Origin of the sequence: Methanocalculus taiwanensis, from assembly GCF_024372745.1 — an archaeon.
Taxonomy (GTDB): domain Archaea; phylum Halobacteriota; class Methanomicrobia; order Methanomicrobiales; family Methanocorpusculaceae; genus Methanocalculus; species Methanocalculus taiwanensis.
In genome coordinates this window covers 77737-104075 of record NZ_VOTZ01000005.1, presented here as the reverse complement: position 1 = coordinate 104075, position 26339 = coordinate 77737, and the positions used below count along the sequence as shown (strand labels likewise).

Sequence of the window (26339 nt, the reverse complement as noted above, 5' to 3'; positions counted from 1 at the left end):
TACATGAATTTTTGATAGGAAAATCATCAACTGTCAAATACTGTTTCCTGATGAAATTCTGGAAAAAATAGATCACGGTAGTGAATGCTGTCACTGGGTGGCTGAACCCAAAGTGGCAAACTTAGGTGACAGAAAACTATCCCCCCTTCAATTATTTGGAGGACGGCGTGGCAAAGGGCATCTCAGTAGATCTGCTGTACGCAGCATATGAGGAGATGAAAGATCCTATCCGATCAGACCAGATCGAGGTACGGTTATGGGCATATGCCTATGATAAAGCGTTATCAGAGAAGAATACCGTCATCTTCGGCACAATCCGTCTTCCAGAGAGGGAAGATGATTTCAAATGGGCAGGACCAATTATCTCAGAACAGAAAGTGATCTTTGCTGTGCAGGGAGAAACGCGTACGATCTCCGCTCCAGAGGATTTGAACAACTATCAGATTGGAGTTATTCAGGGAGATGCAGCATATGAACAGCTTCTTGCAATTGGTGTAAATCCGGATAATATCTATCCCACAGGAGATGTAGAAGGCCTTATTCTGATGACACAGGAAGGGATAATTGACTTCTGGTGTTATGGTGAGCTTGCCGGGCGACACTTCATCCAGGAGATAACCGGCAGCACGGACTCATATAAAGCCATATACACACTCAACTCCCATGACCTCTACTATGCCTTCAATAAAGAGACACCCGATACTGTCGTGGATGCATTCCAGGCTGCGCTTGACACCGTCAGGTATGCACCAGATGAGACTGGTGTAACCGAATACCAGCGTATACTGTACAGATATGCCGGAGTTTCATCCATACAGGATCCACCTGTAACTACAGAAGAAGTGACAGAACTGGTGGAGTTTACTGCTGGCGAGATAGAGAGGGATACGCCCGGCACAATCACCCGGATCAATGCTGGTGAACACCCGTTCTGGGACAGTGAGAACAGGGCACTCTATGTCTTTGTCTATGATACCGGTCTTACAATTGTTGCTGAAGCAGATAACCCGCTCCTTATCGGGGTGAACAGAAAAGGAAAGACCGACATTGCAGGCACACCGTACCGTGATCAGATCCAACAAATCGCCCTTACAGATGGTTCAGGCTGGGTGGATTACATCTGGATGATCCCCGAAAAAACAGGCATATACCAAAAATCAGCGTACTTCAGGCTTGTTGAGGGGAGCGATGGCAACCAGTACATCGTTGTGAGCGGGTTGTATACCCCCGGCCTGTGAGCAGGCAGGATGGGAACTGACTCAATTCACAAATTACCAGCACTTTTTTTATGCATGCAGAGACAGAGAGAGACTGGATGTAAGATGACTTCCCCGGTACTCTCCCAAAAGACATGCATAGGGAGAAGAGATGCGCTTATCCTTATGTTCATCTGCCTCTTTCTGGCATCCACAGGCTCAGCAGCCGACAATGGTACTCAAATGGATACCTACACGACGGGAGAGATGATCCAGATCTCCGGGACGACAAATCTGGCTGCCGGGAATGAACTGACCATCACAATTGTATCCCTCTCATTCCAACCAACTGCCAAAGAAAGACCATCCGGGTTCTCCGGAACCTCCGGTGTGGCGACCGTCGTCGAAGAGGGGGGCAGAAATATCTGGTCATTTACCTTTGACTCATCCGGATTTATGCCTGATGAGTACCTGGTCACAATCGAGTCGGTAGAGACCGGCCAGCAGATGCAGATGCAGTTTTTGCTCCTGGAAGAGGCACAGATAATCCCTGATACATCCACGAAAATCCCTTCTTCCATTCCCCTTTCATCAAGAGATGAGGAAGTTCAAAAGACACCTGGTGCACCGGGATTTGGGTGGATTCTGGTCATCACAGGGCTTGCTCTGGCTCTGATCTGCGCAAGAAGGTGATCTGCCATAGGAATATGCATATCACTTGAGCAAATTTTTTTCTCGATTTATCCAAACACTGCGATCATTCCGGCACCGGCTACCATGATGATCGCCCCCAGTATTCTTCCCCAGCTGAATTCTTCATGAAAGATCAGGAGACCAAACAGTACCGAGAAGACAATCGCAAGCCGCTTGACACTGATCACATACGGAACAATTGCCATTGTGTAGGCGAGGTTGATTAAGACAATCTCCCATACAAGCACAAACCCTACCGCCGGATAGGCGAGGAGGAGACGAAGAGGCGTTGCAGGTACAGCATCCTTCCTCCTTCTCCTGTCAAGGGCGGAAAGAGATAAAAACGCCAGAGCAAGCAGGAGGAAGACGAGCACCGATCCGAAGAAGGGATCGGAGTTCTCGACAACCTGCTTGTCAAAGTTCACCGAGATTGAGAAGAGGAAGGCGACACCGAGCATCGACTGCACCCCCCGGTCCGAAAAGAGCCTGCGAAATGGTGTTGCAAGCGCAGCAGGTCCTCTCTCAACCGGATCGAGATGAAGGATATATGCCCCGGCTGCAACGAGTACCATCCCGATGGCACCAGCAGGTTGTGGGACTTCCCCAAGGATCAAAAAAGATGTTACGAGGAGGAAAACCGGGGTGAATGCCAGCATAGGGACACAGAGAGAGAGATCGCTTCTGGTGAGTGCCCGGTAGAGCAGAATGGTTGCGATGATGTTGATGAATACGGTTCCAAGGACCGCAGGAGCAAGACCCGCCCCCGTTACCGGAATGCCCACAAAAAGGACGATTGCGAAGAGAAAAAAAGAGGCAGAGAGGAACGAATAGCCTGCCAGCGGATAGATCTGCTTCTCTGTGAGCAGACGTTTCACCATGCCGGCATAGGCTGCCTGGGAGACGGCACCCCCGAGTGCGAAGAGGAACCAGAACATACGAAAACCTGGATATACTCCTCTTCTCCCCTGAGAGGATGAATGTACCTGTTATTGCAGGGTGAACATTATCCGGGAAGGGAGGCCAGAGGCACCTCTTCCCAGTCCGCCTACTCACAGGCATGCAGCCAGATAGTCTTTTGTCTTTGGAACCGCAACAACCTGAAACACGGTTCCGGCATGATATGCACCGCCTTCTTCTATCGGAACCACCAGGTATTCCTGCATCAGTTACTGAGTGAAATGGCCCCTAAACGCTGTGGACTCTGCAAGAGCAAGCATATTGCCGTATCTCGGATCATCTTCTGCGGTTCGTGGCGGCCGAATCCAGGTGCTCCATTCCGGCGGATAGGGAGGAATGAAATGGTTGACCGCAATAATGAGCCCCTCGTCATCCGGATCCAAGACTCTGGCATCGAAAGTCCCCGCTCAAGCGAGACTGCTTTTGCGTGATCTGCAATATGGAGGTGTACGACAGATCCGCCGGGATACCCTGCAGCATCAGAACCACTTCGTCGACATCACGGTATTCTCTCAATACATCTATAAGCACAGAGGCTGTGTTCTGGCGATCCATATAATCAGTCGGATTCGAATGCACTCCATTATTCAGTTCGATGAAGAGACCGTAGTCGTTCATTCCGGTCTCAAGATAGACATTTCCCAGCGGATGAGGGGATTGCATTCGTCATTGAGCCATATGGTCAGCAGAAACGGCTCTCCACAGAAGGAACGGTCGGGATCTATTACTGGTAGTACCAGATATCAAAGAGAGAGGATGGATCTTCTCTCCCGGATAACAGATGGTTGGTCGTTCACATTATGCATACGCGACGAGCACGACACCCATCTTCTTTTCGATTGCACGGAGTTCTTCCAGATCCGCTGGTCAGAGTGACGCAACTGGCGTCTGCTTCTCGTGGGCAAGGAGGATAACCCCGAGTTCATCTTCAAGCTGTTCAATCTTTGCAACCTTTGCCGGTTCCAGGCGGGCATATTCAGAACAGGACATAGCGTTCACCACTCCCTACTTAACACAGCAGGAATATATATCTATTCCACCATTAAATTTATTTAATAAAAGTAATATTAATCTTACTATACTGAATTCATCTTTTCTCAGGAATCGCTAAAATCCCCTTCTCATTCAACTGCAAAGAAGGAAATACGAAGAACCTTTTTATTTATAAACATCAATCAGACAAAACAGAGTTATGATCCTCCAGTTCTCCATCCTCACCCCGGTTCTCCTGATCATTGCCATCATATGTGCCATATCGGCATATCATCTTCGTCTGACATGGAACGAGCAGCTGAGAGGACCTGTTACGCTTTTTATGGTACTTGCATCCATCTGGGCCTTTGGGGATGCCTGCATCTATATGGCAGCTGATCCGGGATCACAGCTTGTGATCACCACCATCTCATTCATCGGATTATCAGGGATCCCGGTCACATTCTTCCTCATAGCCTGCGCCTTTACCGGCATCCGGTGGTTTGCAACCACACAGAGGGCCGCGATACTCTTCATCATCCCGATCATAAACATCATCCTCGTCGGTACAAACAGCATCCACGGCCTCTTCTACTCCGGAGTTACTGAACAGTTTGAGCTTGGTACAATCGTCTGGGAAGTCACATACGGCCCGCTCTATCCGCTGCATACCCTATACTCCTACTTTCTGATCGCATGCTCAATCTGCATCCTGATCTACCGGTACACCGCAAGCACGCCCCGGGTCCGCGAGCAGCTATTTCTCCTGTTCATCGGAATCATCGTCCCCATTGTGTTCAATCTGCTGTACCTTTTTCGGCTCGACCCGTTTCCCGGCATTGATCTGACGCCGTTTGCACTCCTTCTCACAATCTCCCTGCTCATTATCAGTGGCAATACAAACCTGGGCCTCTTCAGAATCGTTCCTCTTGCACGGAAAACGGTCATCGAAACGATGAGTGACGGTTTAATTGTCCTTGACGGGAACAACCGGGTTGTTGATATGAACCGTGCTGCCACAATCGTCGTCGGCAGTACATTAGCAGAGATTGAAGGAACTGATGGCATGAATATTCTCAAGCGGTGGGGGATGCATGATATGGAACATTCCCACCTCATCCATCGTGATGATGGGGACGAGATATATGAGGTACGAACAGAGCCACTTACCAGTAAGAATGGGACAACAATCGGCACCACCATCTTCATCAGGGATATAACGGACTTATACAGGGCACGCAGGAGCCTTGAGGCAGCAAACAAAAAGCTCAATCTCCTCTCTTCGATCACAAGGCATGATATCTTAAACCAGATCACCGCCATCCTCGGCTATGGATCCATTATTCAGGAGGAGATTTCCAATGATCCTGAGATTCTGACCTACATGGGAAAACTAACTGATGCTGTCAGGACTATTCAGAGACAGATCACCTTCACAGCAGATTATCAGAATCTCGGTGCCCAGGAACCTGCCTGGCAACATGTTGAAACGACAGCACGGTGGGCCGAACAGGACATTATTACCGGGGAGATCACTCTTGTGGTGGGGACCGGCGATCTTGAGATCTATGCAGATCCTCTTCTCCTGAAGGTCTTTTCAAACCTCTTCCATAATACTATTATTCACGGGGAGAGGGCAACACGAATAACCATCTCATTTCACGAGGCTCAAGAATACGGAGTGCTGACTGTTGAGGATGACGGTATTGGTATTCCAGATGATATGAAAGAACGGATCTTCTCGCATATTAGGGGAAGCAAGATGGGGCTTGGGCTCTATCTGATCCGCGAGATACTCTCAATTACAGGAATGACGATCAGCGAAACCGGTACCTACAAGGAAGGGGCACGCTTTGAGATTATGATCCCAAAGAACGCGTACCGCTATCATCCCTGAATACTCATTCAATCTCGGCAGATGCATCCGGATCAAACGGATTTGTCCTTACTGAGAGTGAGAAGAGATATGGATAATGATCCTTTAGGTACTCCATATGCTCAAGCCACCCGGTCAAGAGCTGGCAATATGCCCGTTCGCAATCGCGTGACAGATGAGCGGCATCGTTTTTGGAGAGATGCACCAGATCCCGCCGTGCCGAGAGTTCCTCCTGAAGATGCGAGATCGCGGCGATCATATCCGAGAATGGCTCATCATCAAAGAGCATCGGATGCTGGAGGAGCTGTATCATAAAGCCACGCTTTTCTGAAAGGAAACAACCCAGGGCAACCCGATCAATCTTCATCAGATCAACGTTACAGGAACAGCCGGAAAGGCTCTTCCGTGCGGCAAGAAACTGTTTTTTGTCCCAGCCATCCTTCACAAGGAGCTCGTCATTATGCAGAAAAGATGGAGCACCCGGTTTGAAGAGTTGAATCATCGGAACACCGACTTCCGAGAAGAAGACCCCAATGATCATCCTAACCTTCCTCTGCCTGGATCTGAGATCATTTCTTGCGATCATCTGCTCAATTATGTAGGCAACAACCGTTAGAAATGTCCCAACCCCCGCAAGGATGATCACCATCACCAGAAAACGGCCCCCATCTGTTGTGGGGACAATATCACCATACCCGACTGTTGCCACCGTTACGATGATGAAGTAGATTGCATCAACAAATGAGAGGCCTTCAAGGATTGCAAGGCCGACAGATCCGATGATGAATACCAGCACCAGAACCAGAAGATTCAGAGGGAACTGTTTATTGCCGGTTTTCATGCTATAGAAAAATGGTTCTGATTAGATAAAAGCTTCCCTCGTACAGGAGACAGTCCAGGCTTCAGCAACCGCCGCTGCCACAGCCCGGCTCACACCACGATCAATGACCGAGGGGAGGATGTACTCCCTTGTAGGATGCGGAATATATGCAGCTATTGCATGGGCGGCTGCTATTTTCATCTCGTCGGTGATCCGAGCTGCCCGGACGTCCAGTGCCCCACGGAAGATGCCCGGAAATGCCAGGACATTATTAATCTGGTTATGATAATCGCTCCTGCCTGTCCCGATGATCCCCGCACCCGCAGCCTTCGCCTCCCCGGGCATGATCTCCGGCACAGGATTTGCCATCGCAAAGATGATTGGATGCTTCGCCATCGATTTGACCATCTCCTGCGTGACGAGAGCAGGTCCGGATACCCCGATGAACGCATCGGCACCAGCCAGCGCCTCGGCAAGCCCCCCTGTACGGTTGCCCTCGTTTGTCTCATGGGCAATGAGATACTTATGCGGAATAGAAAGGATATCACGCCGTCCCCTGTGGATGATCCCCTGCCGATCGCAGACGATGATATCCCGGACTGAGATACAGGTGGTATCGCTTACACCGACACATTTGAGAAGGCGGGCGATGGCGGTACCTGCAGCACCGGCTCCGCTGATCACGATCCTCAATTCGGCAAGGCTCTTCTTCTGCACCCTGCATGCATTGATCAATGCAGCAAGCACAACAACCGCAGTCCCATGCTGGTCATCATGCATCACAGGTATGCCGATATCCTGGAGGGCAGCCTCAATCGCAAAACAACGGGGGGCTGCGATATCCTCCAGGTTGATCCCGCCAAAAACCGGAGCGATATTCCTGATATGCGCCACGAGATCAACGTTTTTGGAATCAAAACAGATCGGAAACGCATCGATCCCTGCAAATTCTCTAAATAGGAGGGCTTTTCCCTCCATCACAGGAATCGCCGCATAACCTCCAACATCTCCAAGACCGAGCACCGCTGATCCATCGCTGACAACAGCCACGGTATTTGCTTTCAGTGTATACCGGTACGCAGATTCCGGGTCGGCAGCTATCTTCCGGGCCACCTCAGCAACACCTGGAGTATAGGCAACGCTTAGATCATGCCGGTTCTTCACCGGCACCTTGCCACGCACCTCGATCTTTCCCCGATGCAGCTCGTGGAGAAGGAGGGCCTCATCATAGATACTCTGACCCATATGAAAGAGAAGTGGTATCAGAAGATGATAAATTCAGTGCACTGCGAAGAAAGCACTTATATTCCATCCAGATGACTCTTATGAGGATGAACCTGCCGATCCCGCCGATGGCCGTCAGAACAAAGATTCTCCTGGCATTCCTCACCATTTCAGTTATATCTCTCCTTATCGCCGGGGGAATTGCATCCTCGGCAATCACCACCCTCGGCGGAACAGCCATCGAGCAAAGCGAGAAACTCGGCAGCCAGGCGGTTGAAGAGAGCACTGCGGCACTCATCGAGGATGCCGAAGAGTACCTCCTCAAAATGGCAGTCGATCAGGCAGAATACACCTCTCTTTATTTTGAGGATACTGAAAAGGCGATCCGGGCAGTTGCCATCTATACAGAAGACATTCAACCAGATACCATCTCCATCGCCTCTACCAGAACAAAAGAGGTGATCGCACCTGGCGCCAGCCCCGACATACAGGAACGGAGGGAGCTTGCAGCCCTTGAAAGGATCATGATCCCTGCACAGACCGCACATACAGACATCACCTGGATCTATATAGGAACCGGATCCGGGATCTTCAGATTGTACCCGCACGCAGATGATCTGCCACCTGAATTTGATCCCAGGATCCGGGAATGGTACCAAAACGCACTCAACCAGGATGGGATTGTCTGGTCACGCCCCTATGTCGATGCAGGGAAAACAGGCCTTACCGTCACCTGTTCTTACCAGATACCTGATCCGACAAAGGAATGGGTTATCGGTGCGGATGTCACCATCGAGACGATAAACCAGATGATCCTCGATACATCATTTGGGGGAGACGGGTATGGCATGCTGATTGGATCAGATGGCCATATCATCACGCGCCCCGGACTCACTGCCGAGGATCAGCTCTGGGATGAGTCTTTTACCACCGAAAACCTCCTTGAAGCGCCAAACCGTGAGATCAAATATGTCGCGCAGAAAATGGTACGAGGCGAGACCGGTATCAGCAGGATCTCTCTTGACAGAAAGGATGTCTTCGTCGCATATGCCCCTGTGAAAACGACAGGATGGAGCATCGCGATTGTCATGCCGGTCGAAACGGTCATCGAACCCGCTGTACTGACTGGTGAGAAACTCAGCCACCAGACGGCAGTTACTGCGGATCAGATCGACCAGCAGATCACCCAGTCAATGCATCTCTTCATCGTTACGATGCTCATCCTCATTGGAGGTGCAATCGCCGGTTCCGCACTCTTTTCACAGGTGATAACCCGTCCCCTGAAAAGGCTCTCCGAAGGGGCAGATGCCATCGGGAGAGGCGATCTGGCATTCCGTGTCCATACTGGAACAGAGGATGAGTTTGGCGAACTTGCAGGCAATTTTAATAAGATGGCAGAGGATCTCAGCGCGATGATAGCCGATCTGGAGAAGACGACTGCTGAGCGGGAGCGGCTCTCACGCGAGCTTGAGATCGCACGCAGCATCCAGGAAAGCTTCCTTCCGGACCGTGCCCCGATCATTAAGGGATTCGATCTTGCAGCAAAGAGCATACCAGCTCTCTTTGTCGGGGGGGACTTCTATGACTTCATTCCAATCGGCGAAGGCCGTTTCGGCCTTGTGATTGCAGATGTTTCTGGAAAAGGCGTCTCAGCCGCACTCTTCATGGCACTCTCGCGAACCCTTGTGAGGGCAAGCACAGCAGATGAACCATCACCCGCTGTGGCGATCACCCAGGCAAACAGGCTGATCTGTGAGGACTCAAAGACAAGCATGTTTGTAACCCTCTTCTACGCGATCCTGGATGCAAACGAGAAGACGCTCACCTATGTAAACGCCGGACATAACCCCCCGGTCTTTCTGCGTGGGGACGATCATTCCATCACACTCCTCAAGGCAGAAGGAATTGCACTCGGCGTGATTGAGGATATTGAACTTGAAACCGTTGAGTTACCCCTCCATGAGAACGATCTCCTCGTCCTCTATACAGACGGTGTCACCGAAGCCGAGAATGAGAACGAGGAGCTCTACGGGGAGGAGCGGCTTGAGGCAGTACTTAAAACCATCCAGAATAAAACAGCAGCTGCAATCATTTCCTCAATCGTCGAGGACATCAGTGCATTTGCAGGAGACCATCCACAGTCTGATGACATCACCCTGCTGGTGATGAAGACACTTGGGAAAGAGGACTAAGGATGGAAGACTGGTTCTGTCCCCATTGTGAGAACACCTTTGTTGTACTGGATACCTGTGCAACCTGCGGACCTGCCTGCAGGGATACGGCTGTCTGCCCCCGCTGCGGGGCAGTCCTCAGGCGGCCCCCAAAAATGGTCTTCTTTGCAGGAATGGAAGATGAATAATTACACTCCGCCGAACCCGGGGATTGCTATCTTCTTCTCTATCCTCGCAATGACCTGCCCGGCAATGGTGACAAGCGCCAGGTAGAAGATACCTATGATGATGAATACCTCAAAGAATGCGAAGTATTTCGCGGCAAAGATCTTCCCTGCACCAGTGATCTCAATCACCGTGATCATATAGGCAAGCGACGAGTACTTGATCAGATAAATGAACTCATTCGCAAGGCCTGGAAGCGATTTTCTCAAAGCCTGAGGGAGAATAATACTCCTGATCGCCTGCATCCCCGACATGCCGAGTGAAAGTGCGGCAGTCATCTGCCCTCTTGATACCGATTGTATGCCGCCCCGGATGTACTCTGAGTTGTATGCACCATTACAGAGGATGAAGCCTATTACAGCTGAAGTAAACGCAGTGAATGTGATCCCAACAGACGGGAGGCCGAAATAGATGATAAAGAGAAGGAGAAGGAGCGGACATCCTTTAAAGAAGAGGACGTACCCGTGGCAAAGCTTTGATACAAATCGGTTTCCATAAACCCTTCCAAGCGCAATTGCAATCCCGTTTAAAAAACCAAAGGGTGCCGAAACCAGGATGAGGGCAAGTGTTACAAGCGCCCCCTGGTAGAGGACAGGTAACAGGAGATCGAAATCAAACTGGAGTTGTATCATATGCGCCTACTCAATCATCATGGAATGTGCCAAGGAACTGCCGTGTACGGGCAAATGCGGGGCTCGTCTGAATATCGGACGGGGATCCCTGCTCCACGATCTTCCCATGCTCCATAAAGAGGATCTCATTTGCCACCGAGAGGGCAAATCCCATCTCATGCGTGACGACAAGCATCGTCATGCCAGCCCGTGCCAGCCTCCTCATCACCTCAAGTACTTCGCGGGTCAGCTCGGGATCAAGCGAAGAGGTCGGTTCATCAAAGAGTATCACCTCGGGATCCATCGCAAGAGCACGCGCTATTGAGAGGCGCTGGGCCTGGCCGCCGGAAAGTTCAGCCGGATAGGCATTTGCCTTATCCAGTAGACCAACCTGGCTTAGTTCAAGAAGAGCCTTCTTCCTCGCATCAGCTTTGTTCATCCCTTTCACCCGGATAAGGGCAATCTCGACATTCCCGACGGCTGTCAAATGATCGAAGAGGTTGAAGTTCTGGAAGACCATCCCGATCTTCTGGCGGAACTGGTTGATCAGGGGACCTGAATGGGTCACCTCCTCATCATTCAGCCATATGGATCCACTATCTGGAACGGTCAGCTGGTTAATGCACCGGAGCAGCGTGCTCTTGCCGGTTCCGGACGGGCCAATAAATACCTTTGTCTCACCGCAGCGGACATTGAATGAGACGCCATTCAGCACCTCGGTCTCGCCATAACACTTGTGGATATCCTCCACCCTGAGAATGATCTCGCTATCTGTCATCTCATGCATCACCATGCCCATATCCAGGTATTGTATACCGGTTCTCGATCCTGCCGAAGATCCACTGCCCACCATAATTCAAGAGGATGAAAAGGATTGCGACGATTATGTATACTGTCATCGGATCTCCGATTCGTGCCACGATCTGGTTGCCCCTTGTCAGGAGTTCGGCAACCCCGATTGCATAACAGACTGACGAGTCTGTGAGGAGGATAGGGTATTCATTTGTCCAGCCGGGGAGCGCCCGCCTCAGTGCCTGCGGGAGGATCACCGTGCGTATCGCGCAGAAACGTGACATACCAAGAGATCGTGCCGCCAGCATCTGCCCCTCACTGATAGACTGGATAGCACCGCGGAAGATCTCTGACTGGTACGCTGCAGTCCGGAATCCAAGTACAACCGCAGCAATCCAGAAAGGACCGACATCTGGTGCAAACATCGGGAATATACCGAAGTAGAAGAGGAATAGAAGGACAAGGATCGGAAGGCCGCGGAAGATCCAGATATATGTCCGGATACAATACTCAAGCGGCCTCGGACCATAGACCTGGATGAGCGACATAGGAATTCCCATCATAAGACCAAGCCCTAGCGCCAGGATCACAAGCCCGAGGGTTATGAAGATACCTGAGAAGAGGTAGGGGAGAGAATCAATGATGGCGGGGGAGAGAATGCTCAAACAGGATCACCACAGAAAGCCGGCCTGCATCTCGGGGATTTTGAGATCAGTTACCAATTGTATTGTTCCTGCGATCAGAAAAAGGTAGGGGAATGAATGTATCGGATGGAATACTGATCCGGATCCGTTTACTCAAGACCATACTTCTGTTTCAGCTCATCCCATTTTGGTGATGCCTGAAGGCGATCGATACCTTCGTTGATCGTGGCAAGGAGCTCGGTATCCTCTTTCCGGATTGCTACACCATATTCTTCATCAGTTTCAACAAGACCCACTTTCCTGAGACCTTTTTCCTGAATAAATTCATTGACGACCGGTACATCGAACATTACTGCATCGACACGCTCGTTCTCAAGATCGGCTACTGCAAGCGAGAAGCCGGTATATAGTTTGAAGTCATTTTCAGAAAGGAGACCTTTATCAACCAGATTTGTCTGGATATAATCTGCCGCAGTGCTACCACGCTGTGCACCCATAATTACCTTGCCTGCAAGCACATCCTCGATAGTCATACTGGAATCTGCACGTGCTGCAACTGCCTGGTTTACAATCCAGTAGGGATTTGAGAAACTGACACGCTCCTGCCGCTCCGGGGTGATCGTCATGCCTGAATAGACCATGTCAATCTTCTTTGTGACAAGGCTTGTGATGATGCCGTCCCATGCCATCGGCTGGATCTTCACATCAAATCCCATCTCTTCTCCAATCCACTGGATGGACTCAACATCAAAGCCAGCTGCCGAACCGTCAGATTCGATATAGCTGAATGGCTTGTAATCACCATCAATACCAACAATGTACTGTGGCCGGTCTGCTGGAGCGGGGGTTTCCCCACCCATGCAACCGGCTGCTAGCAATGATAACACAACTGCCGCAATGAGAGCGGCACACACCTTAGCGTTCATGAAATAGAGATTACGTTGAAGATCATATTTAGCCCTTATGAAATGAAACGGAGCGGCAGGGTTGCTGAGAAAAATATCAGGAGGAAACAATCCGGACTGCCTGTCAGGAAAAATGAATTAACGGAGATGGAAGAGACAGCAGAAGTATTACACGGCACTGAAGAACTCGTTCAGAGTCGCTTCGAGCTCCTTGAAGGAGACAGGTTTCTGAAGAATGAGGGTTATCTCACCCTTATAAGGTTCAATCTCCTCATCCTTGATATATTTCGCGGTAAAGAGCATCACTGCAAGCCCCTGCAATCCTTCTTTCCGTACCTCATCAAGAAACTGCCATCCATCTATCGGGGTCATCATCAGATCGAGGAGGATAAGATCCGGCCTCTCATTCTTTATCGCCGCGAGAGCATCCCACCCATTATTGTACGTAACCGGAGTGTATCCCAGTTTCTTTAAGAGAAGTCCCATCACCGTAAGGTTGGGGATATCATCATCGACCACCATCACCGTCTTTGTCATCGTACTATCCTCATGGGTATTCGTATGGTAAAAATACTCCCCTCACCAGGGACGCTTGTGACGGTGATCTCACCGCCATGAACCTGGACATAACGTTGTGCAATTGAAAGGCCAAGCCCCAGACGATTATACTCTCTCTTTAATTTTTTGAGATCTGCTATATGAAATGGTTTGAATATATTTTCCAGGGATGCAGCATCAATCCCCACACCATTATCGATAATTCTGATATAATGATCAGTCTCATCACTTTTATATTCAACAGATACTTCACGGGGGGGTTCATTGTACCTGACTGCATTGAGGATCATGCTGTTGAAGACATGGTAAAGAAGGTCAGGATCGCCCTTCAGGATAATGGATGGCGGCACTTCATTCCTCACCACAGCATCAGCACGGCAATTATACTCAATGATAAGATCCTCAATCATATTCCGAAGCGATATCTCCTGTACATGAGGCATGATCTTGCCGGAGTCAACAAGTGATAAAGCGATCATCCGATCGATGATCTTCCGTTCATGATCAATATGCTTCTGGCAGAGGGTCAGCATATCCACCACTTCAGACGAGAGTGTAAAGGCATCCGGGTCTGAGAGGATCAGATCCAGATACCCTACCACAGGCTGAAGAGGCGTTCGCAATTCATGGGAGGCAACCATAACAAAGTCGGATCTCCGCTCGATCTCACCCCTGAGGATCTCTTCAAGATGCTTCTGAAGCGAAATATCAATGAGAATCCCAAGATTGACCGGCTCACCATCTGAGGTAAATGCCCTCAGCTCCACGGTTCCATGAGACATCTGGCCATCTTTTCGCGAGAAGACAATCTCTGCCTGAGTGTTTTTTTGAGGAAGCTGATCCGCTTTTGAGAAGATTATTGAGATCGGCTCGCCCAGGAGTTCCTCCTCTGCATATCCGGTGATCTGGCAGAATGTAGGATTGACGAAGTTGAGTATACCATTCCCAAAGGTGAATATCCCAACCGGCACATGGCGTATCAGCTGAAGATAATTCGCCTCCTGCTCAAGTATCATATCGAGCATACGCTGTTCTTCAGTGATGTCAATGATTGAAACAACCCTGTGCCGGGTATCAGGTATCGGCGCTGTCAGGAGCATGCAATCACGCTCTTCACCCTGAGCATCTATGATCTTTACTTCATATTCCTCATGAGATTCATGGACGGAATCGGTCTGGAGACAGGCATGGATGATCGGATGAGCATTCTTTGGGAAGAGAAGCTGAACAAGATGCTTCCCATGAAGCTCCTCTTTCTCGTAGCCTGTCAGCGTGCAGAACTCATCATTGACAGATGTTATCGCACCGGCTTCATCGATGATGAGGATACCGGCACCGGCATTTTCAAAGATTGTCCGGTTTGCCGATTCGGATTTGCGCCATAATGCCTCATTATTCTTCTTTTCAGTGATATCGTTGATGATCACAATTGCAGACCCGCTATTGTGGCCTCGCCTGATTGGATTGATATGGATAGTATACCACTTCTTCACCCCGGACTCTTCAAAGAATACCTCCTTTTTGATCGAATTTCCCTTTGAAAAGACCATATCATGAAGATGAGGATCAGTTAGGATACGTGTACAGGGGAAGAAATCCACGATCTCTTTTCCGATTAAATCCACCACTCCCCTGATCTTTTGAGCCTGCCTGAGTGCTGTTCGGTTATTCAGAAGAATGTGGTGATCCGGCCCGATGACAATGATCGGATCATCTATCGAGTCAAGAGTCTCCTTATATTCGATGCGTGTATTCTGGCATGCCATCTCGGCATTACGCAACGGGGTAATATCAACAGCAGAGATCAATACAGACTCCTCATCGAGAAGCGAGCCGGACAAACGGACAACACGTTCAATTCCATCCCGTCCGATGAGCACCTCCTCATGATCGGTGACTGATACGGATCGCTCAATCTCATCAAGAAGGGCATCTGCCCTGTCATGATCACGCCAGAGGCTCTGCATCCCTGCTCCATGAAGCGAGTGGGGAAGATAGTCCAGCAAGCTGACACAGAGAGGGTTAATATCAATGATCCTTCGTGTCTTTCTATCCACAATCCAGTTGCATGACTCAGAGCACTCGAGCAATTTTGAGAATTGTCCGGTTTTTGTCCGGACATGATCCGCAATAACAGCAACAAATACCCCAAATGCTATGAAGACGATGAAATTCACAGTCGATGCATAAATTATCGATGCATTGTTCCCGGCAAGTGAAAAGACAAGTGCGAAATATCCAAGTGCAATAGCAACCGCAATGATCGTCTCACGTTTTGGGAAGAGAAATGGAGTAAAGACAATCGGAATGAGAAATAGCGCTGGATAAACATCATGAATACCATGCTGGATGCCATGATAAGTGATGAGATATGCAGTCACCGTTAAGGCGGAAAAAACCCATAACCGGATGAATAACGATGAATGCGCTCCCTTTCCACTATAAGAAAGGGTTTTCGTATCTCCCATACAATTATATATTGATCCTATAGAGCATTTAAAACTTCGCCTCATTTAACCCCCAAAATCCGCTTAAACGCGCATTCAGGGAAGTTTAAGGGAGCCAACGATACGGAGTTTTCCACCTTCGAGATAGTGAAGTACCACAATATCGCCGGGAAGATAGACAAGGGGCTTATCCAGCCTGATTGTCAGCCGCGGATGCCGGAAATCCCCGGCAGATTCAGCTGCGGTCACTTTTCCGGAGATAAACTGCATCCAGTGGCCGGAATAGAGCACCATCCCCTCGTGAATGTGCGATGGCCAGTACTTCACAAGTGTTGCATCAGCCTGAATTTCTTCAGTAACCACAACAGCCGGATCTGTTGTCAGCACGAACCCGCGATCCATATCCTCGGCGTCGATATTCTTCAGGGCAAGACCGACACGATCGTCCTTTACAGCATACCCCGAGTCATCATCATGTTTCTGGATAGACCGGAGCTGTGCAGTTCTCTCACCGGGAAGTACCTTTAACTGATCGTGCTTTCTTAAGCAGCCGTTGACAACACCCCCAAGCACAACGGTTCCGATGCCTTTGACATTGAAATGGTGATCAATTGCCATTGTGCCATGCGAAATTGACCCTGACGATGGCTCGCCGGATTCAACAAGAGCCGCACGTTTCAGGAGGAGTTCCTTCAGCTCAATCCAGTTCTCATCACAATACTCATACTCTTCAAGTACTGTCCCTGCAAAAAGCGGTTTTACCTGATCCTTCTGAAGATAATTCCGGAGCACAATGAAACCTTCTGATACTCCTGCTGAATCCAGCATCAGGATACATTCCCCCAGCTGCGGGGTTATCTCGTCGATTACAAGGATAGCAGCTTTTGCCATCGATACCGAGAAGAAGAGGGAAGCGAGCCTTTCGGGATACCGTGATGGCTCGATCAGGGTTATCGTATCTGTCTCCCGCTTGATATTATAAAAAGTAATATCCGATGAAGTGCCCTTCTTTCCAAGTTCACGCAGAATATCCGGGGGTGCAATCGCCGCAACTGTCAGATTTCCCATGATCATAATGTGCTGGGTTCAGGGAAAAATTCAACCCCCTGCTGATACGGTATGAGCAGGCTTTTATCATGCTTCATCCTCAAACAATCTTCCACATGCGACCATATATCATCATCAACGCCGCCATGAGTGCCGATGGTAAACTGTCAACACGGGAGCGGCGCCAGGTACGAATATCAGGTGCCGATGATTTTGCCAGGGTTGATCGGATGCGTGCAGACTGCGACGCAATTCTGGTCGGCATCGGAACCGTACAATCCGATGATCCATCCCTAACAGTAAAGTCACCTGCGCTCCGGGAGGAGCGTTTAGCACGATCGGGAGAAGAAAATCCAGTACGGATCGTACTTGATTCAAAGGCAGAAACCCCGGTCACTGCAGATATCCTCAGAAAGGGCGGAGGCGTACGGATCATCGCAGTCTCTGAAGAGGCTGATTTGGAAAAAGTCCGGGCACTCAGTGAGTATGCCGATATCATCACCTGCGGCAGGGACTCTGTCGATCTTCAGCACCTCATGGAAGAGCTTGGAAGAAGAGGGATCTCACTGCTCATGGTTGAAGGGGGAGGAACAGTCATCTGGTCTTTCCTGAGCCAGGGGCTCTTTGATGAACTGAATGTCTATATAGGATCGATGATAATCGGCGGGAAAACCGCCCCGACACTTGCAGACGGGGAGGGGTTTGTTGATGATACGATCTTCCCAAGGCTCATCCTCGATTATGCCGGGCAAATGGATGACGGGCTGCTCGTCAGGTGGAAAAGAAGAGAATAGAGTTATTTGGCAAATGCCTCTTCTCTCTGATATACTTTATCGCTAATAACAATTACCTCTCCGGTATTGTAATACGCAAGGATCTTCACCCGATCAGGAGCACCCCGTGTTCCGTCAAATGTGATTGATTTACCCAGAGATAATGGCCTTTCGATATACTGCTCCTCAACTCTTCCATCAGAGGAGTACAGGATAGCCTGAATTTTAGTGATAAAGGTCATTCCCTTTCCTCCATCAAACTGAACAGTTATGATATTATTCAGTGGATCCTTTCTCGCAGTAGCTGACACTTCTTTTCCAGCCGGCATCGTCCCAATCGGACCCGGCGTAAGGGACCAGCCTGAAGGAGTTTCAACAGGAGCCTGGGTTGGTGGGGAAGTAGTGACCGGCGGAGCTTCTTCTGGTGCCTGTGAACATCCGGCTGCACACAGCGCAGCAGTCAAAATGACTGCCATCAGGAGATAATGTATATATTTCATATGCCACAATAGGAGTATCTTCTATATGACGCTTTCGCATATCGGATCAAAGAGGCAATTGTTCATTATCTGGCAGGCATAATCCTGATCACGGACGACTCAACTCTCATTCTTGCAGCTGTATTGGTGGCAATCGCATGCCGCCAGGTAGGAAGAGTGAGGCTGCCCATCTGGAGCATCATGCTCGGGGGAGCCGGAACAGCCCTTCTGACAGGCTCAATCGGGCTGATTGCCGCCCTGCATGCGATCAATTGTGACATTATGCTCTTCCTCTTCGGTGTCTTCATCATCGGCGCTGCGATGGAGGAGAGCGGCTACCTCACCCATCTCGCAACCAGGATCTTCGCGTCGCAAAGATCGGTAAAAAAGCTAATATTTCTCTTTATCTTCACTATGGGAGCCTTTTCAGCACTCCTGATGAATGATACGCTCGCAATTATCGGAACCCCGATAGCCCTGGTCCTTGCCCGCAGCTGCAATATTTCCGATCGGATCTTCCTCCTTGCACTTGCAGGCGCAATCACGACCGGGAGCGTGGCAAGCCCGATAGGCAATCCCCAGAATCTTCTCATTGCCCTTTCAAGCGGCATGGCAAACCCTTTTCTTACCTTTCCCCTGTACCTCGCAGTTCCAACACTCATCTCGTGTTTGATCCTCTATTATATGGTGGTGCGCACCATCCCGCAGATGCCAAATTCCCCTTCACCGATCATGCAAGAGGCGCATATCCAGGATCCGAAGATGGCAGCCCTCTGCAAAATCTCCCTCGCACTACTTATTCTTCTGATTGCACTTCGCATACTTCTTGTATCGCTTGGCCACACACCATGGCCCGGACTCTCGGGTATTGCGCTCATCGCATCCCTTCCGATTATCATCTTCTCCCGGCAGCGGCTTGTGATTTTGAAAAAAGTGGATTACGCTACACTGGTCTTTTTCATCGCCCTTTTCATCCTGATGGCAGCAGTCTTTGAAAGTGGAGCAATCCAGTCGGCAGTTACCGACAATCAGATCCTTTCAATCCCTCTCCTGATCGCCGGGAGCCTGATAATAAGTCAGATCGTCTCGAATGTCCCCTTCGTTGCGCTGCTCATCCCGATGCTCATCGAGGCCGGAGCGGGAGACGCTATGTTCCTTGCACTCGCTGCGGGGAGCACTATTGCAGGAAACATGACGATACTTGGCGCTGCAAGCAATATCATCATTATTCAGAACGCAGAACACCGGGGTGCTACTATCACCTTCATGGAGTTCCTGAGATTCGGGATTCCGGTGACGATCCTCCAGGCTGTTGTGTTCCTTACCTGGTTTCTTATCATCACCTGAACGGACAGCATATTTTTTCCCTTCCGCAATCATCCATTAATCTGCAAGGTGCGGTACAATGCGATTAAAATGGGAGACAAAACTCGGCATAGCACTCCTCTGTTCAACAGCGATTATCTACGGGCTTAAGTTTCTGATCATCGGAGACGAAGGGGGGAGCAACACACTTACATACATCTTTAATGCGCTCGGTTTTTTGCCTGTGAATGTCCTCCTCGTGACACTCATCTTAAACCAGCTGCTCGCAATGCGATCAAAGCGTGAAAAACTTCAGAAGATGAATATGGTCATAGGCATCTTCTTCTCGGAAGTCGGAGCTACGTTGTTGAGGCATTTCTCTGATGCAGACCCAAACCTCGATGAGTTCAGGGGAAATCTCCTTATCAGGGATTCCTGGACAGATGCAGAATTTGATAGAATCCGGGAGCAGCTCCGTGGCACAGAACATACTGTCATGATCCAGAGGATTAATCTTCAGGATCTACGGGATTTCCTCATCCAAAACCGTGACTTTCTCCTCCGCCTGCTCGAAAACCCTGTCCTTCTGGAGCATGCAACATTCACCGAGGCACTTCGTGCTGTCTTCCATCTCTCGGAAGAACTGGAGAGCAGGAATGATATTTCAAATCTGCCTGAAACGGACATTGTCCATCTCACAAATGATATCAGGCGCGTATATGACAAGCTCACCCCGGAATGGGTTGAATATATGCGCTACCTGAAGTCACATTATCCATATCTCTTCTCGCTTGCGATGCGGAAGAACCCCTTCGATGAGGAGGCAAACCCGGTGATCGCCGGCTGATTGGGGAGGATGCTTCCCCATCAGGATTTGAACATTTGAGAAAGAGGATTCAGAAAGAGAGTTCTGGTATAGAGGGTGATGAGCCAGCAGTGAATGAAAAATCCAAACTGATAGATGATGATTAAAAACTATTCAGGGTACGGCTTTTCCCGATATTCTCATCAAGCTTGAGGATATAGCCGACGATATCATTTCTGTTATTTTTCCTCACCATAATTTTCAGGTGCACAGCCTTCCTCTTTCCCTTCCGCGTTGTGATGATGATATCGTGACCGGTGCCTATTACGACGCTCTCCCGGATTGCCTCCCAGAGAGAAGGGAATTGTTTCTGCATTTTTGTAGCCATCTCAAAGTTGTTGATGACCTTATCAACACTATGATAGAACCCCTGCTTGTGGGTGATCCCGGTGATATGTTCTGCGTAAGGGTTCATGAAGAGGACACGTCCCCCCGTATCAAGAAACATCACGCCCGCATCTATATGAAGCAGTTCCTTGAATTTTCTGGCATCTGTTCCCGAGGTCCGCGTCGAGAGATAATTATTGATGGCAATCTCAATGACGCTGAAGAGATCGCGATCGGTGAAGGGTTTTGTGATATAGCCAAAAGGCTGGGCCTGTTTAGCGACATTTATCACTTCACTTCCGCTATGGGCTGTGCAGAAGACAACGGGTATTGAGAAGAACTGATAAATTATCGTTGCAGCAGCAATACCGTTTGCCCTCCCTTCAAGCCCGATATCCATCAGGACGAGATCGGGTGTGCCCTCAATCGCCTGCATGATCGCCTCATCAGCAGATGTTGCAATACCTGAAATCCCATACCCGAGTTTCCTTAGCATGACAGCCAGCATCTCAACGATCATCGGATCATCTTCAACGATAAGAATCTGTATTGCTGCCATACGGATCAGGCCACCATCATCACATAGGAAGGTACCAGGGTCACATAGCCGGATCCACTTGAAACATCCCGGAAACCGGCATATCGCAGATGCAACCATGACACAAGTATAATAGTATTTGGATTGTTCTGTTATATGTGTTTTCTAAAAGGTAACGGAAAGGAAGCAGATTTCCGAAGAATCACTTGAGGCATATATATTATGACAGCATCTCATTTAATTGAGTTTAAATTAAAATTTTTCGAGCGATAGTGTTAAGTAAGTTAGAATGAATAGTCCAGTTTATCGGGCAGATGCCCGATTTTAGAGGTGTTACCAATGTCCGACCTATATAAAAAGATAATCGCAGAAGCGATGGCTGCCCAGCGGGCAGATGTTGAGACGATAAAAAAGAAGCGTGGAACAGCATTCTCTATCACCGATGCCGAACCCTATGTTGCAGCTGTCAAAAAGATGAAGGCAGCTTCAGGCCAGAGTGCAGCAGTTATCGACCTTCACAAGACTTCGGTCACTGCCCACTTTACCGCACTGAAAGGTCTGACAAAGACTATCCGGCCTGAAGACGATCCCTTTGTTGAACATTATCAGACACCAGTCGTACTTGAGATCCTCAGTGATGAAGATCCGAAATTCAAAAAGAGCCTGGATACGTTTGTCACTCAGATCGGAAAATCCGATGCGCTGATCGGGAGGGAATCCGCACGGAGATATGCAGGATTCTACGGACCCACCTGTGTTGTTGACTTTGCCATGATCCCGGGGAGTACAAGCAATGTTGTAAACCAGATCCTGAAGAAGACAAAAATTCCAGTAGACCACAAACAGACAATTCTTGCCTCAAAATCATGGGGTATGAACACATCGTACGGCGTCGGTGAGGTCTTCGCTACACGGGTTGAAGAGGGTGATTCTCTCGCCGATGCATCGAAGAAGGAGGTGCAGCAGGTTCAGAAGATCTATAAGACCCCGGTAGCAGCCCAGGCTGAACTGATGGATGGGGCTGGGCACGTATCCTTTGATGTCAGGAAGTATATGGATGAGTACCGCCGCCTCCTTACCCCGGCAGTGAAAAAGGCCGTGGATGATGGGGTGCATTATGGAAATATCGTCACCATTCCTGCATACTGTGTCGGGGATATCGCCCACCACATTGCCCAGTCCACATTCAATATGTGCAAGGACGATGTGATCATGGCAACGATCGAGGCTGTTACCGGTGTAATGGAGAAGACCCTCGACGCTGCTGTTCCAAAGCTGAAGAGCGAATATGATATTCTCTCTGTCGTCACCGGCGCATCCGCCTGTGCTACCGAATATATCCTCGAGCTTGACGGGTTCAATGCCCCGATGATCGTTGATCTCCTCACAAAAAGGTTCCATAACTTTGTCCAGCTCAAACCGACCCGTGGAGCTGCAGCTGAACTGCATAATTGCGACTTCATGGACATGATCTACCGCGGATGGAAGATCCTGGATCGTGCCCGGAGGGCAAAAGCCGGATCCGATGATATCCTCAAACCAATTGTTGCAGGATGTGAGATCGACCTCTCTCCAGTCGATCAGAACGAGGTTTTGATGAACCCGCAATGGTATGCATACCCGGCCTGTGCAATAACGGTCAGGGCATCTGCCCTGATGAGGCTTGCTGATTATCCATGCCTCTTAACGAGTGAGCCGGTGACCGCAACGATGATGACGAACATCATTGCACTTCACAAGGAGACCCCGGCTGCCCCGGTAAGAGCATGTAAAGACTGCGCAGCCGCATGCCTTGTTGACTTCAGGCACCAGTACTGTGAATACCGGGACGCGGTGTGAGCAGGAGGTGACAGATATGAAATGTTATATCTGCGCAGAAGAGGGGAAAGATACGGATGCTGTCGCAATCTGCATAGTCTGCGGCATGGGAATCTGTATGGAGCATGCGAAGAGGGAAGAGACTGAAAACTGGGAAGGAGGCTATCCCTTCCCGGCAAAAAAGCTGAAGCATAACATTCCACGAATCCTCTGTCCTCCCTGCTATGAGGCGTTCCATACATGATCGGAGGTGTTTGTGATTGACAATATCACTTGCCAAACGATGTGTGGCTGAGACCATCGGGACCTTCCTCCTCGTCTTTTTTGGAGCGGGAGCGGCGGCCATCACCCTGATGCTCTCTGCCGGAACTGAGCCGCTTACCGAGTTCAATATCGGGATAGGGTACTTCGGGGGTCTTGCAGACTGGCTTGCCATCGGTCTGGCCTTTGGGATTGCCATTGCCGGTGCCATCTATGCACTCGGCAGGATATCCGGAGCACATATCAACCCGGCAGTCACAATCGCACTCTGGGCAACAAAGAGGTTCCCGACATCCGATGTCGGCCCCTATATTATCGCACAGCTGATTGGAGCAGTACTTGCAAGCATTCTCTTCTTCGGATGCACCGGACCTGAAGCCGTTCTCATCGGTGGGCTTGGAGCAACCGCACCATTCCATGGGATCTCCTATACCGAAGCGATCCTTGTAGAAGCGATCGGGACTTTTCTCCTGATGTTCGTGATCATGGGGGTGGCTGTCGATAAACGGGCGCCGGAAGGATTTGCCGGGCTGATCATCGGTCTCACTGTTGCTGGCATTATCACAACAACCGGCAATATCGCTGGTTCATCATTGAATCCGGCACGCACATTTGGTCCGTATCTCGGAAACACCCTCCTTGGAGGGCAGAACTTCTGGGAGTTCTTTCCTATCTATGTCATAGGGCCAATTGCAGGGGCACTCATCGCAGTATTCCTCTATGACTGGCTCACCACAGAATAATCTTTTTTTATCAGCCGGATCAATCAGAAGAGCATCATGGCACGAGTAGTATTGATCAATGCAAGCCCCCGTGCCGGGGGCAATACCGAATATGCACTTGAAGAATGTAAAAAGGCACTCCATGCAGAGGGCGTCGAGACAGAGGATATCAGCCTCAGGGGAAAACAGATCGCCTCCTGTATCGCATGCTATTCCTGTAAGAAGACCGGTAGATGCGCAATCGACGACGGTTTAAATGAGATGATCGAAACTATCAGATCCGCAGATGGATTAATTGTTGGAACACCCGTCTACTTCGGGACTGCTCGCGGCGACCTGATGTCGGCACTCCAGAGGATTGGCATGATCTCCCGTGGAAATGACCAGTTCCTCTCCCGGATGGTCGGGGGGCCGATCGCTGTTGCCCGAAGAGGCGGACATACTGCAACCATCCAGGAACTCCTGATGTTCTATCTGATAAATGATATGATCGTCTGTGGATCCACCTACTGGAATATCGCCTTTGGAAAAGATCAGGGTGAGGTCCAGAACGATACCGAAGGGCTTGATACCATCCGCAGGTTCGGGGAGAATGTCGGGTTCTGTATCAATCAGCTGAAAAAATAATTACAGGATCATACCGCGTGGAAACAGGTGCACTTCACCACATCCACACGGGCTGCCTTGCAACACCCAAGATTCCCAACCTCCTTTACAATCGATGTGCCGCAATATCTCAGCTGTACGCGTGCAGAGGTTCTCTCCCGCTCCTCAAAGAAGCTGGCATGTGAATACTCAATCATACGTTTCATCGAGATAGAGACCATCTGCACTTCGAGAATAATCCCTGAATCACCCGGAGAGAGATCTTCTGGGGCAACAGATGTAAGAAAGATTGGATCGCCGGGATTTACTTCAGATAAGGTGATAATATTATGGGCACTCTGAAGTTCAATGGTTCTGGGTCTGCCAAGTTTGAGGTCAGCTATCACCTGTGGGGATATGCCAGTTAATGCCGCTACCATCATCTCGATCACCCGTACATCGGAAGATTTTCCTTCTTCTGTTGCGGTACGTCCGATCCCTGCACTTCCTCGGCAAGCCGCTGCATCGTCATTTCGATCTCCTCTGCCTGTTCGAGCAATGGTGCGGTATCGAGATTCAGGGAATAAAGATCATTTAAGACATTAATAGCCGACACCGCAGCCCGTGGATCGGGGTTATTAACTGTCTCTCCGAGAAGGCCGATACAGGGGATCTTCCTCAATTTGCATTCGGTCAGGAGGCTTGATGCGATACCTGATATGCTGCCCATCGGGAGGATGATCGTATGATCTGAGATCTTCGAGACAGCTTCCTCATCGCTTGCCACACCAAAAACCCTCTTTTCAGCTTCATTGGTCACGATCCCGGCGATGGTGACGATCTCTTTCACATCGTACTCCGCAAGCCAGTCGAGAATACCATTTGCTACCTCATAACAGATCGCAGGATGAATGGGAATATCCGCAACAAGTGCAGCAAAACCTTCCTTCTCATAAATCCTGACCGCTGCATGAATAACACCCTTCTGCATCATTGACATCGGGGGAAAGAACCGGCTGGTTATATCGCCGATATGGGAAAATTCCAGTTGATCAACCAGGTATTGAAGGGCGATACTCCCGACAAGCCCGGAACCGGGGAATCCCATCATCACAACCGATCCCTTATCTGTGAGATCGCGTGAGATGATTGTGAGATCACTAGATTCATTCGACATTAAAATTACATAGACGCCCCACCTACATTAATACTATGCAGGAATATCCAGTCAAAAGAGGGCAGACAAAAGACCTTGTAGAACGGATGAAACAGGGTTTAACTGATATCTTCGGAAGCGAGCCAGATCAAAAAGACGGCCATTACATCATCTCGTACAAAGCGATAAAAAGGCTTGAAGTCTGGCCTGGCGCCAACAATAAGACGGCATTTGTGGATACCGAATCAGATATCAAGGCAGCTGATGATGAGATCCTCGAATCAAATAAGAAATTCAGGCAATACCTCGATCTTCTCACCGGCTTTTCAACAAAAGAACGAGTAAAACGGGCAAAGCCAAAAGAAGAATAAT

The 26339-nt window shown here is 49.5% G+C and carries 30 protein-coding genes; 13 read left to right on the top strand and 17 right to left on the bottom strand.

The window, feature by feature from the left end; genetic code table 11:
- Positions 1-125: 125 nt before the first annotated feature.
- Together FTO68_RS11925 and FTO68_RS03790 are read left to right on the top strand one after the other, a co-directional pair.
- Positions 126-1238, top strand: coding sequence for a cache domain-containing protein (locus tag FTO68_RS11925; protein ID WP_255332042.1), 1113 nt, complete (start codon positions 126-128; stop codon positions 1236-1238).
- 84 nt (positions 1239-1322) lie between these two features.
- A complete protein-coding gene (locus FTO68_RS03790; RefSeq protein ID WP_255332041.1) occupies positions 1323-1889 on the top strand; it encodes a hypothetical protein in 567 nt (188 codons plus the stop codon).
- A 47-nt stretch (positions 1890-1936) separates the two neighbouring features.
- Here the strand turns inward: FTO68_RS03790 and FTO68_RS03785 are convergent, their stop codons facing one another.
- The 4 genes from FTO68_RS03785 to FTO68_RS03770 form a co-directional block, all read right to left on the bottom strand.
- Positions 1937-2824: a DMT family transporter gene (locus FTO68_RS03785; protein ID WP_255332040.1), complete on the bottom strand. Its 888-nt coding sequence runs from the start codon at positions 2822-2824 to the stop codon at positions 1937-1939.
- A 231-nt stretch (positions 2825-3055) separates the two neighbouring features.
- Positions 3056-3229, bottom strand: coding sequence for a hypothetical protein (locus FTO68_RS03780; RefSeq protein WP_255332039.1), 174 nt, complete (start codon positions 3227-3229; stop codon positions 3056-3058).
- A complete protein-coding gene (locus FTO68_RS03775; protein WP_255332038.1) occupies positions 3216-3509 on the bottom strand; it encodes a hypothetical protein in 294 nt (97 codons plus the stop codon). The genes FTO68_RS03780 and FTO68_RS03775 overlap by 14 nt, the downstream gene beginning before the upstream one ends.
- A gap of 204 nt (positions 3510-3713) precedes the next feature.
- On the bottom strand, positions 3714-3845 hold the full coding sequence (locus tag FTO68_RS03770) for a hypothetical protein (RefSeq protein WP_255332037.1): 132 nt from the start codon (positions 3843-3845) through the stop codon (positions 3714-3716).
- Positions 3846-4038: 193 nt separating this feature from the next.
- Here FTO68_RS03770 and FTO68_RS03765 point away from each other — a divergent pair, with 193 nt between their 5' ends.
- Positions 4039-5715 (top strand): sensor histidine kinase, encoded by a 1677-nt coding sequence (locus tag FTO68_RS03765; RefSeq protein ID WP_255332036.1) that lies wholly within the window; start codon positions 4039-4041, stop codon positions 5713-5715.
- A gap of 4 nt (positions 5716-5719) precedes the next feature.
- Here FTO68_RS03765 and FTO68_RS03760 read toward each other — a convergent pair whose 3' ends face one another.
- Positions 5720-6535: a potassium channel family protein gene (locus FTO68_RS03760; protein ID WP_255332035.1), complete on the bottom strand. Its 816-nt coding sequence runs from the start codon at positions 6533-6535 to the stop codon at positions 5720-5722.
- 21 nt (positions 6536-6556) lie between these two features.
- Positions 6557-7759 carry an NAD(P)-dependent malic enzyme gene (locus FTO68_RS03755; RefSeq protein ID WP_255332034.1) on the bottom strand — a complete coding sequence of 401 codons (1203 nt, stop codon included), beginning with the start codon at positions 7757-7759 and terminating at the stop codon, positions 6557-6559.
- Between the two features lie 86 nt (positions 7760-7845).
- Between FTO68_RS03755 and FTO68_RS03750 the strand changes: the two genes are divergently transcribed.
- Both FTO68_RS03750 and FTO68_RS03745 read left to right on the top strand, forming a co-directional pair.
- On the top strand, positions 7846-9930 hold the full coding sequence (locus FTO68_RS03750; protein WP_255332033.1) for a SpoIIE family protein phosphatase: 2085 nt from the start codon (positions 7846-7848) through the stop codon (positions 9928-9930).
- Positions 9931-9932: 2 nt separating this feature from the next.
- Entirely contained in the window at positions 9933-10097 is a 165-nt protein-coding gene (locus tag FTO68_RS03745; protein ID WP_255332032.1) for a hypothetical protein, read from the top strand.
- Here FTO68_RS03745 and FTO68_RS03740 read toward each other — a convergent pair whose 3' ends face one another.
- The 7 genes from FTO68_RS03740 to FTO68_RS03710 form a co-directional block, all read right to left on the bottom strand.
- Positions 10098-10766, bottom strand: a complete 669-nt coding sequence (locus FTO68_RS03740; RefSeq protein ID WP_255332031.1) for an amino acid ABC transporter permease — start codon at positions 10764-10766, stop codon at positions 10098-10100.
- A 10-nt stretch (positions 10767-10776) separates the two neighbouring features.
- Complete coding sequence (locus FTO68_RS03735) at positions 10777-11523, bottom strand: amino acid ABC transporter ATP-binding protein (RefSeq protein WP_255332050.1); 747 nt, start codon at positions 11521-11523, stop codon at positions 10777-10779.
- 1 nt (position 11524) lies between these two features.
- Positions 11525-12202 (bottom strand): amino acid ABC transporter permease, encoded by a 678-nt coding sequence (locus FTO68_RS03730; RefSeq protein ID WP_255332030.1) that lies wholly within the window; start codon positions 12200-12202, stop codon positions 11525-11527.
- Positions 12203-12330: 128 nt separating this feature from the next.
- A complete protein-coding gene (locus tag FTO68_RS03725; RefSeq protein ID WP_255332029.1) occupies positions 12331-13107 on the bottom strand; it encodes an ABC transporter substrate-binding protein in 777 nt (258 codons plus the stop codon).
- Between the two features lie 147 nt (positions 13108-13254).
- Positions 13255-13623 (bottom strand): response regulator, encoded by a 369-nt coding sequence (locus tag FTO68_RS03720; protein ID WP_255332028.1) that lies wholly within the window; start codon positions 13621-13623, stop codon positions 13255-13257.
- A complete protein-coding gene (locus FTO68_RS03715; RefSeq protein WP_255332027.1) occupies positions 13620-16112 on the bottom strand; it encodes a PAS domain-containing protein in 2493 nt (830 codons plus the stop codon). Before FTO68_RS03715 ends, FTO68_RS03720 begins: the two co-directional genes overlap by 4 nt.
- Before the next feature lie 75 nt (positions 16113-16187).
- Complete coding sequence (locus FTO68_RS03710; protein ID WP_255332026.1) at positions 16188-17159, bottom strand: EF-Tu/IF-2/RF-3 family GTPase; 972 nt, start codon at positions 17157-17159, stop codon at positions 16188-16190.
- 95 nt (positions 17160-17254) lie between these two features.
- Here FTO68_RS03710 and FTO68_RS03705 point away from each other — a divergent pair, with 95 nt between their 5' ends.
- Entirely contained in the window at positions 17255-17932 is a 678-nt protein-coding gene (locus FTO68_RS03705; RefSeq protein WP_255332025.1) for a 2,5-diamino-6-(ribosylamino)-4(3H)-pyrimidinone 5'-phosphate reductase, read from the top strand.
- 2 nt (positions 17933-17934) lie between these two features.
- On the opposite strand, the gene FTO68_RS03700 is transcribed toward FTO68_RS03705, so the two are convergent.
- A complete protein-coding gene (locus FTO68_RS03700; RefSeq protein ID WP_255332024.1) occupies positions 17935-18411 on the bottom strand; it encodes a hypothetical protein in 477 nt (158 codons plus the stop codon).
- Between the two features lie 126 nt (positions 18412-18537).
- Between FTO68_RS03700 and FTO68_RS03695 the strand changes: the two genes are divergently transcribed.
- Both FTO68_RS03695 and FTO68_RS03690 read left to right on the top strand, forming a co-directional pair.
- Entirely contained in the window at positions 18538-19737 is a 1200-nt protein-coding gene (locus tag FTO68_RS03695; RefSeq protein ID WP_255332023.1) for an SLC13 family permease, read from the top strand.
- A gap of 58 nt (positions 19738-19795) precedes the next feature.
- Positions 19796-20542, top strand: a complete 747-nt coding sequence (locus tag FTO68_RS03690; protein ID WP_255332022.1) for an MJ1433 family protein — start codon at positions 19796-19798, stop codon at positions 20540-20542.
- A gap of 121 nt (positions 20543-20663) precedes the next feature.
- Here FTO68_RS03690 and FTO68_RS03685 read toward each other — a convergent pair whose 3' ends face one another.
- The gene (locus FTO68_RS03685) at positions 20664-21446 is read right to left on the bottom strand and encodes a response regulator (RefSeq protein ID WP_255332021.1); all 783 of its coding nucleotides are present in this window, start codon (positions 21444-21446) and stop codon (positions 20664-20666) included.
- 318 nt (positions 21447-21764) lie between these two features.
- Between FTO68_RS03685 and FTO68_RS03680 the strand changes: the two genes are divergently transcribed.
- Genes FTO68_RS03680 through FTO68_RS03665 form a run of 4 tightly spaced genes read left to right on the top strand, consistent with a single transcriptional unit; the run spans position 21765 to position 24853 of the window.
- Positions 21765-23264, top strand: coding sequence for a DUF2193 domain-containing protein (locus FTO68_RS03680; protein ID WP_255332020.1), 1500 nt, complete (start codon positions 21765-21767; stop codon positions 23262-23264).
- 16 nt (positions 23265-23280) lie between these two features.
- Positions 23281-23487 carry a DUF2180 family protein gene (locus FTO68_RS03675; RefSeq protein WP_255332019.1) on the top strand — a complete coding sequence of 69 codons (207 nt, stop codon included), beginning with the start codon at positions 23281-23283 and terminating at the stop codon, positions 23485-23487.
- 16 nt (positions 23488-23503) lie between these two features.
- On the top strand, positions 23504-24247 hold the full coding sequence (locus FTO68_RS03670; RefSeq protein ID WP_255332018.1) for an MIP/aquaporin family protein: 744 nt from the start codon (positions 23504-23506) through the stop codon (positions 24245-24247).
- 36 nt (positions 24248-24283) lie between these two features.
- Positions 24284-24853 carry a flavodoxin family protein gene (locus FTO68_RS03665; protein ID WP_255332017.1) on the top strand — a complete coding sequence of 190 codons (570 nt, stop codon included), beginning with the start codon at positions 24284-24286 and terminating at the stop codon, positions 24851-24853.
- An 8-nt stretch (positions 24854-24861) separates the two neighbouring features.
- Here FTO68_RS03665 and FTO68_RS03660 read toward each other — a convergent pair whose 3' ends face one another.
- Together FTO68_RS03660 and FTO68_RS03655 are read right to left on the bottom strand one after the other, a co-directional pair.
- Complete coding sequence (locus FTO68_RS03660) at positions 24862-25254, bottom strand: DUF473 domain-containing protein (RefSeq protein WP_255332016.1); 393 nt, start codon at positions 25252-25254, stop codon at positions 24862-24864.
- A 5-nt stretch (positions 25255-25259) separates the two neighbouring features.
- Positions 25260-25988, bottom strand: coding sequence for a proteasome assembly chaperone family protein (locus tag FTO68_RS03655; protein WP_255332015.1), 729 nt, complete (start codon positions 25986-25988; stop codon positions 25260-25262).
- Positions 25989-26023: 35 nt separating this feature from the next.
- On the opposite strand from FTO68_RS03655, the gene FTO68_RS03650 reads away from it, so the two are divergent.
- Entirely contained in the window at positions 26024-26338 is a 315-nt protein-coding gene (locus tag FTO68_RS03650) for a DUF5611 family protein (protein ID WP_255332014.1), read from the top strand.
- The last annotated feature ends 1 nt before the right edge of the window (position 26339 follow it).